The sequence below is a fragment of the Aeromonas sp. Y311-2 genome (assembly GCF_027706025.1).
Taxonomy (GTDB): domain Bacteria; phylum Pseudomonadota; class Gammaproteobacteria; order Enterobacterales; family Aeromonadaceae; genus Aeromonas; species Aeromonas veronii.
The window spans coordinates 42709-53825 of sequence record NZ_JAPDCL010000029.1 but is presented as its reverse complement, the minus strand read 5'-3'; the positions used below and the strand labels follow the sequence as shown (position 1 = coordinate 53825).

Here is an 11117-nt window from a genome sequence, read left to right as displayed (position 1 = left end):
AGAAGTGAAACGCGGTAGCGCCGATGGTAGTGTGGCATTCGCCATGCGAGAGTAGGACACTGCCAGGCACCCAATTTAAAAACCCCGCTCATCGAGCGGGGTTTTTTATTGCCTGCAATTCAGCACGTCGCCGGATTATTAGACTTTCCCCTTCTTGTCATTCATTGATTACCCTTCTAAAGCCCCATAAAGACCTCTTTTTCTGTTCGATATTTGCTCACCAGTTCAATGTGTTGGATACAAAAAGTACAGAATGTGATGCCTCTACCTTTCTTGTGATGCCCGCTCTGGTTTAATTCTTCAGTCCACATGGATGGACCAAGGAATCACAATAATTTAAGGAATAGACCCATGTTCAAAAGAACAGTAACGATGATGCTGGCGGCGGGAACCCTGGTATTAGGCGGTTGCGCATCCAATGGTGGTGCAGAGCAGACAGCGGCAGACAACAGCGACTTCGGTGGCAAGTCCATCTACCTGCGCGGGGAGATGAACGACTGGATGGCGACTGATGAAAGCAAGGTTGTCAAGGTGGCCGACAAGCTCTATATGGCCAAAGGCACCCTCAAGAAAGAGTGGGCTCCCTACAAGTTCAAGTTTGCTGATTCAGGCTGGAGCTGCGGTACCAACTTTGGCTACAAGAGCCCGAGTGATGGTGTTGCCGTGTTGGGTGGTGAGGCGGTGCCGGTCAACCCCTGCTCCAAGTATGAGGACATGAAGTTCTCACCGGATGCTGATGGCGTCTACGAGTTCTATCTGAATATGGCGGGTGAAACACCGACCGTTTACGTCAAGAAGCCCTGATCTATCTCTGAGTGTTAAATCTCTTAGCAAATTAATCAGTTAAGTGCCCTGGCCCAGAAATCTGCTGGCCGGGGCATTTTTTTAGGTTAGAATCGGCGCCCTCATGGCATCAGGTGTACTATATGTTGTGCCATTAATTTTAGATGGCACCATTAGTTGTGTTTTCTGCTGTTGTCATGATGTTGATGCATTCACATAAGGTTGATTGAAAATGGCTAAATCGAACCCGGTGCTGGAGAGTGAGCTTGGCTCCCGCCTTATCCCCATGCAGGAAACGTCCCTCGAGATCTGGGATAGCAAGTATCGCCTCAAGAGCAAGAATGGCACTCCCATCGACAGCTATATCGATGAGACCTACCAGCGGGTAGCCCGTGCGTTGGCAGAGCAGGAGCTGGAACCGGAGGCCTGGTATGAGCCGTTCCTGTGGGCGCTGCGCAATGGGGCTATTCCGGCGGGCCGCATCACCTCCAACGCCGGGGCTTTTGAGCACAAGCCTGCCACTTCAACCATCAACTGCACTGTCTCCGGTACCATCGAAGATTCGATGGACGATATCCTCGGCAAGGTGCACGAGGCCGGTCTGACCCTGAAAGCCGGTTGCGGCATCGGATATGACTTCTCGACTCTGCGCCCGCGCGGTGCCTTTGTCTCCGGTGCCGGTGCCTACACTTCCGGCCCGCTCTCCTTCATGGATATCTATGACAAGATGTGTTTCACGGTCTCGTCAGCCGGTGGCCGTCGCGGTGCCCAGATGGGCACCATGGATATCCGCCATCCCGATGTGATCGAGTTTATTCAGGCCAAGCGTGAAGATGGCCGCCTGCGTCAGTTCAACCTCTCCCTGCTCATCACCGAAGATTTCGTCAAGGCGGTGAAAGAGGATGCCCCTTGGTCGCTGATCTTCCCCTACACCGCCAAAGAGGTGGAGCAGGATGGCATTGCGCTGGACGATCCCGCTCAGGTGCTATGGGCCGACTGGCCCAACAAGGAAGGGGTTGTATTCAACGAGCTGGGGCAGGTCGCCTGTAAGGTCTACAAGACCCTGCCGGCACGCAAGCTCTGGAACGTCATCATGACCTCCACCTATGACTATGCAGAGCCCGGCTTCATCCTGATCGACAAGGTCAACCAGATGAACAACAACTGGTTCAGTGAAGAGATCCGCGCGACCAACCCCTGTGGTGAGCAGCCGTTGCCGCCCTACGGTGCCTGTCTGCTCGGCTCGGTCAATCTGACCAAGTTTGTGCGCGACCCTTTTACTGAAAACGCGGCATTCGATTGGCAGGCGTTTCGCAAGGTGGTGGCCATCTTTACTCGCATGCTCGACAACGTGGTGGAGATCAACCAACTGCCACTGGCCAAACAGCGCGAGGAGATCACAGCCAAGCGCCGGCATGGCATGGGTTTCCTGGGTCTTGGTTCGACCCTCACCATGCTGCAGATCAAGTACGGCTCTGCGGCATCCGTAGCCTTTACCGAGCAGGTATCCCAGGAGCTGGCGATGACCGGCTGGCAGGAGTCCCTGCGTCTTGCCAAGGAGAAGGGCTCAGCCCCCATCATGGAGCAGGAGTTCGAAGTGACCGGCAAGATGCTGCGTCTGCGCCCGGAAATGGCGGCTGAGGGCATCAAGGTGGGCGACAAGGTGAAGGGCAAGGTGCTGCATGCGCGCTACAGCCGCTACATGCAGCAGGTTGCCGAAGTGGATCCTGCGCTGGTCGCTGAGCTGGCCGAAGTGGGTGGGCGTTTCACCCATCACAGTAGTATCGCGCCGACCGGCACCATCTCGCTGTCTCTGGCCAACAACGCCAGCAACGGCATCGAGCCGAGCTTTGCGCACCACTACAGCCGCAACGTCATCAAGCCGGGCAAGAAGAGCAAGGAGAGCGTGGATGTCTACTCCTTCGAGCTGCTGGCCTATCGCGAGCTGGTGAATCCATCCGCCATGCCCTATGCCGATGATGAGGCGAGTCGTCTGCCGGACTACTTCATTACTGCTGATGACATCACCCCGGCGCAACATGTGGACATTCAGGCGGCGGCCCAGCGCTGGATCGACTCCTCCATCTCCAAGACTGCCAACGTGCCGACTGATTTCCCGTTCGAGCAGTTCAAGGACATCTACATGTATGCCTCGGACTCCGGCCTCAAGGGCTGCACCACCTTCCGCTTCAATCCGGAGGCCTTCCAGGGCGTGCTGGTGAAGGAGAAGGATCTGGAGAACACCCTGTACGATTTCACCCTGGAGGATGGCTCCGTCATCTCCGTCAAGGGGAACGAAGAGATTGAATACGATGGTGAGCTGCACACTGCCGCCAACCTCTACGACGCCTTGAAAGAAGGCTATTACGGTAAATTCTGAGAACGACATTATGGTCAAAAAGATCGACAAGAAAATCGTCGCCTACAAGGTGCGTACCAAGGATGAGCCGCAAGAAGAGCTGGCCCCGCAGGATGACGTGGTGCACATGCACGAAACCGTGTTGCGTCCGGAGCGACTGATGGGCACCACCTACAAGCTGAAGACGCCGGAACATGTCTCCGAGCACTCGCTGTTCATCACCATTAACGACATCATTCTCAACGAGGGCACGGTGCACGAAACCCGCCGTCCGTTCGAGATCTTCATCAACTCAAAGAGCCTGGAACACTACCAGTGGATCGTGGCGCTGACCCGCATTATCTCCGCCGTATTCCGCAAGGGTGGGGATGTCACTTTCCTGGTGGAGGAGCTGCGCTCGGTGTTTGATCCCAAGGGCGGATACTGGAACAAGGGCAAGTACGTTCCATCGCTGATCGCCGAAATTGGCAACGTGATCGAGAGCCATCTCACCGAGATAGGCATGCTCAAGGCGCCGGGGTTGGACGAGCATCAGCAGGCGTTTCTGGCCGAGAAGCAGGCCGAGTTGAAGGCGGCTCAGGAGGCCGAGGAGCAACAGGCTGGCAGCGGTTTCCCGGCCAATGCCGCGCTCTGCTACAAGTGCCACACCAAGGCGCTGGTGCTGAAGGATGGCTGCATGACCTGCCTCAACTGTGGCGACTCCAAGTGCGGCTGACAAACATGCTCAAGTAGTTGAACGATAGAAAAAAGACCGGCCACAGTGCCGGTCTTTATATTGCTGTTTTTATGCGCAATCAAATCAGGCGGCCAAGTGATTTGTTGCGCGATAGTAAAATCGGGCGTAGCGTTGAGGGTAATAAAACTGTCACGGCCGTGTGGTTTCAATGACATCTGAGATTCACACACGTGGCCCTTCAGTGCCAAGGAGGATGCTTATGGACAATACGGACCGAAAGCTGTTTATCCTGGATACCAACGTTCTGCTTCACGAACCCCTCGCTATCTACTCCTTCAAAGAGCACGACGTGCTCATCCCCATGACGGTGCTGGAAGAGCTCGATAACATCAAGGATCGCAACAAGGATGTCAGCCGCGACGCGCGGGTGGCCATTCGTGCGCTGGAAGATGTGTTCCGCGATGCAACCCCGGATCAGATCACCCAAGGCGTTCCGCTGGCTGGCGAAGCGAGCGGCAATATCTGCATCTTCAGCGATCACCATCTGCCGCAGGATGCCGAGGTCTTTACCGACAAGGAGGCCGACAACCGTATCATCAACGCGGCCCTCTATCTGCAAAAGCACGAGTTGAAGCGTCAGGTGGTGCTGGTCACCAAAGACATCAACATGCGCCTCAAGGCCAAGGGGGCCGGGCTTGCTCACGTTGAAGATTACCGTAGCGACCAGCTGATCGACGATATCCGCCTGCTGGCTAAAGGCTTTCAGGTTGTGCCCGGCAGCTTTTGGGAGCGGGTTGGCGAGTGCGAGAGCGAGACCCATGGCCGCGACACCATCCATGTGATCGATGCCAATCTGCTGGAAGGGGTTCACGTAAACCAGTATCTGGTGGATGAGGAGAATTTCTTCGCCGCCCGGGTACTCAGCCACGATGGCAACAAGATCCGCATCAAGGATCTGGGCCGCGAGCGGCTGATGTCCCGCAAGGCGTGGGGTGTCCATCCCAAGAATGTCTATCAGGGGATGGCTTTGGATGCACTGCTCGATCCGCACATCGATCTGGTTATCCTGACCGGCCCGGCGGGTTGCGGCAAAACCTTGCTGGCCATGGCTGCTGCGCTGGAGTTGGTGATTGAGAAGGGCATTTACGAGAAAGTGATCGTCACCCGGAATACCCCGGAAATTGCCGAGAGCATCGGCTTCCTGCCCGGCACCGAGGAGGAGAAGATGATGCCCTGGCTGGCGGCGGTGACCGACACCCTGGAGGTACTGCACAAGCAGGACGAGAACATGAGCGGCTCGCTCAGCTACATCATGGAGAAGGCCAATATCCAGTTCAAATCGGTCAACTTCATGCGCGGGCGCAGCATCCAGAACACTTTCGTGCTGCTGGATGAGTGCCAGAACCTGACCGCCTCCCAGATCAAGACCATCATCACCCGCTGCGGCGAGGGCACCAAGATAGTCTGCTCCGGTAACCTGGCCCAGATCGACTCAAACTACCTGAGCCCGGTGACTTCGGGTCTTACCTACATCGTCGAGCGTTTCAAGGATTTCGACGGCAGTGCCAACATCTTCCTCAATGGCGTGGTGCGCAGCCGGTTGGCTTCGTTCGCCGAGGAAAACCTCTGATTAAACTGAATATTTCCAGATGCAAAGGGAGGCCAATCGGCCTCCCTTTTTGATTCCGGCGCAGTCTTGGGTCAAGGGCTATTGACCCAGATAGCGCAGCAGCCCCGGGTGGTTGCTGCGTTGCAGCATATCCGGCTTTCCCTGCAGGGCGATGCGGCCCTCGTCTACAAAGAGCACCTGATCGGCAATCAGCTGGGCATCTTCCGGATTGTGGGAGACCATCAGTACGGTAATGCCCTGCTCGCAGGCGAGGCGGGCCACTTCGGCCAGCATCTCCCGACGCAGGGCCGGATCGAGGGCAGAGAAGGGTTCATCCAGCAGCAGCAGCGGTTTGCCTCGCACCAGCGCACGGGCCAGCCCGACCCGCTGCTGCTGGCCGCCGGAGAGCTGCTCCGGCAGGCGGCTTAGCATCTCGCCGAGGCCAACCCGCGCGGCTGCATCGATCACTTGTGCTCGCTGGGTTGCACTCAGGCGCAGACCCGGGTGCAAGCCGATGGCGATATTGTCGAACACCGACAGATGCAGGAACAGGTTGTGATCCTGAAACAGGGTGGTGACTGGTCGCTCGGCCGGGCCCAGCGGTAACAGATCTTCGCCATCGAAGCTGAGGCTGCCTGACTCCACCGGCACGAAACCGGCGATCATCCCGAGCAGGGTCGACTTGCCTGCGCCGCTTGGGCCAATCAGTGCGGTGATCTCCCCCTTGGGCAGGGTCGCGCTGAAGTTGACGCGCCAGTCGGGGTAGCTGGTTACCAGCGTATCAATGTTCAGCATGTTTTCCTCCTCAAAGGGTCCGTTCCACCAGCCGGAACAGCCGCAGAAACGCTGGCACAGGGGCGCAAGGCGTTTAGTATCTCAATGTTGCTCGCCATTTTTTCCTCCAAGTCCCCGTTCCACCAGCCAGAACAGGGAGAAACAGAGTGTCAGCAGCAGCAGGGCGGTGGCGGCCGCTTCGGTCAGCCGGTAACTGCCGAGCTGCTGGTAGAGCAGCCAGGGCAGGGTGGTGAGCTCCTGACTGCCAAACATGGCGATGGCGCCAAGATCCCCCAGCGAGAGGATCATCGACAGTGCCATCGCCAGCGCCAACGGACGGCGCAGCAGCGGCCACTCCACCAGTCGCAGGCGATGCAGGCCGCGTACCCCCAGACTGTCCGCCAGCCGGTCGTATTGGCGCACCACCAGCTGCATGGGAGCAGAGAGGGTGCGCAGCACATAGGGTAGCGCCATCAGGGCGTTGACCAGCACCACCAGCCAGGGGCCGAGGGCGAACACGTCGGCAAAGGGCATAAACAGGATAAACAGGCCGGTAGAGAGCACCACGGCCGGGATCATCAGGATCACCGAGCCGCTGGCCTCCCACAGGGCGGCAGCCCGTCGCTGGCGGGTGCGCACCTTGAGGTGACGGCTGGTGAGTAGCAGGCCGCTGCCGAGCAGGGTCGCCAGGGTGCCTGCCGCCAGCGCAATCAGCAGCGACTGGCCGCTCGCCTGCCACAGTTTGCTGGAGGTGAGCGCCGTCAGCAGGCCGGGGTGAAGGCCAGCCACCACAATGGCCAGCAGTGGCGGCAGAAAGATGGCGAGCCCGATACCGAGCGAGAGCAGATCCACCACAGCCGTGCCCGGCTGATGGCGATCCGGTCGCAGGCAGGGGCGACGGGGTGTCACCCTGCTGGCCGGGGTACTCTGCAGCTTGTGCTGCAGGGCGAGCAGGGCGGCGGTCAGGATCAGCTGCACCAGCGCCAATCCGCCCGCGGTGGCGAGATCGAAGTCAAAGCGTAGCGCCTGATAGACGGCCACCTCCAGGGTGGTCGATTTCGGCCCACCCCCCAGCGCCAGCACGGTAGTGAAGCTGGTGAAGCAGAGCATAAAGATGAGGCTGGCCAGCCCCGGCAATATGCCGCGAATAAGCGGCCACTCCAGCAGCCGGAAGATGTGGGATGAGCGCATGTCGAGCTGGCTGGCAAGGCGCCAGCTCGATTCGGGGATGCTCTCTATGCTCTGCAGCATGAGGCGTGCCGCCAGCGGCATGTTGAAGAAGACGTGGGCCAGCAGGATACCGAACAGGCCGTAGAGATAATTTCCGGGATCCAGCCCCAGTGAGCGCAACAGTTGCGGTAGCCACCCTTGCTTACCGTGTACCGCTACTATGCCGAAGATGGCGATGATGACCGGCAGTACCAGCGAGAGACCAAACAGCTTGATCAGCAGGGTTCGGCCAATGAAACGGCGCCGCGCCAGCGCGCGGGCCACCGGAATGGCCAGCCCGAGACTGAGCAGGGTGGAGAGCAGTGCCTGCCCCAGACTGAACCCCAGCACATGACGCAGATAAGGATCTGCGAGCAGGGTGCGGGGGGCCAGTGAACCGGCCTGCCACAATAGGGCCGCAAGCGGCCCGAGGGATAACAGCAGGATCAACAGGGTGGCTGCACTGCCCGGCAACCACCAGAGGGGACGAGCCTGTGGTTTCAGATAACGGCTCACTGGGTGACGGCTTGCAGCCACTCGCGGATCCACCCTTTGCGATTGGCGGCCACCTCATCGCTGCTGAAGGCGAGCGGCTTGGCTACGGTGATCATCTGCTCGAAGCCCTTGGGCAGCGGCGTGTCGATAACCGGATACATCCAGTTGCCGGTCGGGATTTCCTGCTGGAAGGCGGGGCTCACCATAAATTGCAGGAACTGGTCAGCCAGTTTCCCCTGTTTGGCGCTCTTCAGCTTGGCGGCCACTTCTACCTGGCGGTAGTGACCCTCCTCGAAGGCGGCAGCCTGATACTGGGGCTTGCTCTCGGCAATCAGGTGATAGGCCGGAGAGGTGGTGTAGGAGAGCACCATGTCCGCTTCGCCATCGAGGAACATGCCATAGGCCTCTGACCACCCCTTGGTGACGGTGACCGTCTTTTTGGCAAGCTCGGCCCAGGCGGCAGGCGCCTTGTCGCCGTAGACAGACTTCATCCACAGCATCAGCCCCTGCCCCGGGGTGGAGGTGCGGGGATCCTGATAGATCACCTTGAGGTCGGGACGCTCCACCAGCTCTTTCAGGCTCTTGGGCGGCTGCTTGAGTTTGTCTTTGTCATAGACGAAGGCGAAGTAGCCGTAGTCGTAGGGGACGAAGGTGTCATCCTGCCAGCCACCCGGCACCTTGATGCTGTCGAGCTTGGCGGGATGGGGGGCGAACAGACCGCTTTGCTTGGCTTCGCTGATGAGGGCATCGTCGAGCCCCAGCACCAGATCGGCCTTGCTGTGGTTGCCCTCCAGCCGCAGCCGGTTGAGGATGGCGACCCCATCTTCGAGGGGAACCAGATTGAGGGTGCAGTCGCACTCTTTCTCGAAGGCCTGTTTGATCTTGGGCCCCGGACCCCATTCTGCAGTGAAGGAGCTGTAGGTGTAGACGGTGAGGGTGTCGGCGGCGAACACATTGGCCGACAGCAGGCCGGTGGTGACCAGCAGCAGGGTCTTCATGGGTGGCACTCCCTATTACTTGTTAATAACGAGGTGCCAGCGGGTGAGGGCGCAAAAAATGAGCGCCATGCCTCAAATTCCTCCGCCAGCATTATCTGGATCAGGTACACGGGTATAATCTCAGCGGTAAACCGCACCCCGTTTGAGAAACGAACCGCATTGTATTAACGTTCTTTTGGGTAGACCAGCACAATTGTGCAATACCCATGAGATGACGCCCACCCAACAGAGGATGTTCGCGTGCTTACCAATACCAAGGAAAGGCGTGCCTTTGCGCGCATGGTCATCAATGCTCCGGTCACCGTCTATCAGCAGCAGCTGGTGCTGGAGGGGATCTGCCGGGATCTCAGTGCCAACGGCATGGGGATTGCGGTCTCTGAACACCAGCTCGACATCAATCAGCCCATCCGGATCAGTCTTGCCACCAACAACAATCTGTTGCCTCCCTTTGAAGCCCATGCCCGTATTATCCGGGTGCTGGAGGAGGAGAGCGGGTTGCTGCTGGCGGTGGAGTTTTTGCCTCAGGGTTAATCCTTGTTCTCCCTATCGGCAGAGGGAGTTAGCCTTTCTCCTGAACCGGCTGCACACTCAACTGCTTGCTATCGACCAGCGTTTTGCTGGTCGATGCTATTTGGCCTGCAGGCAAGGTGGCGGGACCGGTAGGTTCGAGCAACAGGTAGTTCTGCCCCTGCCAGTTGAGGGTCACATCCCCCGGCTTGGCGGGCAGGTCAACGGCCAGCAGGGCATGGCCGGGGACGAACACCATGGCCTGTTTCAGCTCCGGAAAGAGCTGGGCCAGCATGGCAGCCATCAGGGTTACCTTGCTGTCGCAATCACCCCGGTTCTGCTCCAGCACCTGACGGGGCGGGAGAAAGCCCTTGCCCTGCCTGCCGTTCAGGCTGTCGAGCTGCTGATAGGGGATGCTCTGGATAAAGGTGAGCATATGGGCCACGGTCTTCTGGCGCGCTTCCGTTTCGGTGCTGCCTTGCTGCTTGAGTTGATCCGCCAGCGGAGCCAGCCCGCTGCGACTCTCCAGCGCGATGCGCACATGGTCCTGCTTCACCGCCAGCTGCCCGTCCGGGGTGTTGAAGTACTGGAAGTAGTGTTTGGTCAGCCACGCCTGCTCCTCTTTGCTCCGCTTGGACTGCAGAAAGGCCATCGCCTCGCGCGCCTTGTCCTGATTGCGGCTTTTCAGATGCAGCTCCAGCGAGGGACGGGCGAGGGTGAACTGCACCTCGGGGTAGTTCTGGCGCACTTCCCGCAGCAACACCTGCAGGACCTCCTCCTGCATTCTGGCCGGGCGATAGGCGATAAGGGGCGGCAACTTGCCCTGTTCGAGCCGGTAGGTGAGCTGTTGGGGTTTACCTTCGCTATCCTGCCAGCCGACGCTGATATGGCCGAGGCTGTTGTTGAAGCTGGTTTGGCTGGCCCCCGCAGGCAGGGCAAGCAGCAGGGCACAGAGCAGAGGAATTGCCGTCGGTCTCTTCATCATCCTTTCCTGTGGCACGGGCCAGTTCCGGTGGTCCAAAGTGGGAAGTGTCGCGGACAGTAAAACAGGGAGCCGAAGCTCCCTGTTGATTCTACTCGTTTTTTTGCAACTGGCGCGTTAAATCCAGCTCGGCTGCTTCGCCTCAAAAGCGCTGATGGCGGCCTCGTGCTGCAGGGTCAGACCGATGGCATCCAAGCCGTTGAGCAGGCAGTAACGGCGGAACTCGTCGATCTCGAAACCGAAGCTGAGCTCACCTGCGCGTACCTGATTCGCTTCCAGATCTACCTCGATCTGGATGCCCGGTTTGGCGGCCACCAGCTGGAACAGGGCATCGACCTCCTCCTCCTTCAGGCGCACCGGCACCATGCCATTGTTGATGGCGTTGCCGTAGAAAATGTCGGCAAAGCTCGGGGCTATGATGGTCTTGAAGCCGTAGTCCGCCAGCGCCCAGGGGGCGTGCTCGCGGCTCGAGCCACAGCCGAAGTTCTCGCGGGCCAGCAGGATGCTGGCTCCGGCGAATTGCGGCTGGTTGAGCACGAACTCGGGGTTTGGCTGCTGGCCGGCATCGTCCAGAAAGCGCCAGTCGTGGAACAGGTGCTTGCCAAAACCGATGCGGTTTACTTTTTGCAAAAACTGTTTGGGAATGATGGCGTCGGTGTCGATGTTGGCGCTGTCGAGGGGGACGACGATCCCTTTATGCTGTTTGAATCCTGTCATCGAAATGT

At 58.9% G+C, this 11117-nt stretch carries 10 protein-coding genes and 1 riboswitch; of the genes, 5 read left to right on the top strand and 5 right to left on the bottom strand.

What is annotated here, in order from left to right; genetic code table 11:
* Window positions 1-351: 351 nt before the first annotated feature.
* The 4 genes from OKC42_RS20325 to OKC42_RS20310 all read left to right on the top strand — a co-directional run bounded on the left by OKC42_RS20325 (window position 352) and on the right by OKC42_RS20310 (window position 5448).
* Window positions 352-804 carry a pullulanase gene (locus OKC42_RS20325; RefSeq protein ID WP_069555892.1) on the top strand — a complete coding sequence of 151 codons (453 nt, stop codon included), beginning with the start codon at window positions 352-354 and terminating at the stop codon, window positions 802-804.
* A gap of 211 nt (window positions 805-1015) precedes the next feature.
* Window positions 1016-3163 carry an adenosylcobalamin-dependent ribonucleoside-diphosphate reductase gene (locus OKC42_RS20320; RefSeq protein WP_270820768.1) on the top strand — a complete coding sequence of 716 codons (2148 nt, stop codon included), beginning with the start codon at window positions 1016-1018 and terminating at the stop codon, window positions 3161-3163.
* A gap of 10 nt (window positions 3164-3173) precedes the next feature.
* Window positions 3174-3857, top strand: coding sequence for a TSCPD domain-containing protein (locus OKC42_RS20315; RefSeq protein ID WP_041210370.1), 684 nt, complete (start codon window positions 3174-3176; stop codon window positions 3855-3857).
* Window positions 3858-4077: 220 nt separating this feature from the next.
* A complete protein-coding gene (locus OKC42_RS20310; protein ID WP_005358170.1) occupies window positions 4078-5448 on the top strand; it encodes a PhoH family protein in 1371 nt (456 codons plus the stop codon).
* Between the two features lie 78 nt (window positions 5449-5526).
* On the opposite strand, the gene thiQ is transcribed toward OKC42_RS20310, so the two are convergent.
* From thiQ to thiB, 3 genes are all read right to left on the bottom strand, one after another.
* A complete protein-coding gene (thiQ, locus tag OKC42_RS20305) occupies window positions 5527-6222 on the bottom strand; it encodes a thiamine ABC transporter ATP-binding protein (RefSeq protein WP_270820766.1) in 696 nt (231 codons plus the stop codon).
* Between the two features lie 81 nt (window positions 6223-6303).
* A complete protein-coding gene (thiP, locus tag OKC42_RS20300) occupies window positions 6304-7926 on the bottom strand; it encodes a thiamine/thiamine pyrophosphate ABC transporter permease (protein ID WP_270820770.1) in 1623 nt (540 codons plus the stop codon).
* The gene (gene thiB, locus OKC42_RS20295) at window positions 7923-8903 is read right to left on the bottom strand and encodes a thiamine ABC transporter substrate binding subunit (protein WP_270820765.1); all 981 of its coding nucleotides are present in this window, start codon (window positions 8901-8903) and stop codon (window positions 7923-7925) included. Before thiB ends, thiP begins: the two co-directional genes overlap by 4 nt.
* A gap of 60 nt (window positions 8904-8963) precedes the next feature.
* Window positions 8964-9054, bottom strand: a riboswitch (TPP riboswitch).
* 89 nt (window positions 9055-9143) lie between these two features.
* Between thiB and OKC42_RS20290 the strand changes: the two genes are divergently transcribed.
* Complete coding sequence (locus OKC42_RS20290; RefSeq protein ID WP_005339160.1) at window positions 9144-9434, top strand: PilZ domain-containing protein; 291 nt, start codon at window positions 9144-9146, stop codon at window positions 9432-9434.
* Between the two features lie 28 nt (window positions 9435-9462).
* On the opposite strand, the gene OKC42_RS20285 is transcribed toward OKC42_RS20290, so the two are convergent.
* A complete protein-coding gene (locus tag OKC42_RS20285) occupies window positions 9463-10392 on the bottom strand; it encodes a transglutaminase domain-containing protein (RefSeq protein WP_270820769.1) in 930 nt (309 codons plus the stop codon).
* A gap of 117 nt (window positions 10393-10509) precedes the next feature.
* Window positions 10510-11109, bottom strand: a complete 600-nt coding sequence (gene leuD, locus OKC42_RS20280) for a 3-isopropylmalate dehydratase small subunit (protein ID WP_270820764.1) — start codon at window positions 11107-11109, stop codon at window positions 10510-10512.
* Between the last annotated feature and the right edge of the window lie 8 nt (window positions 11110-11117).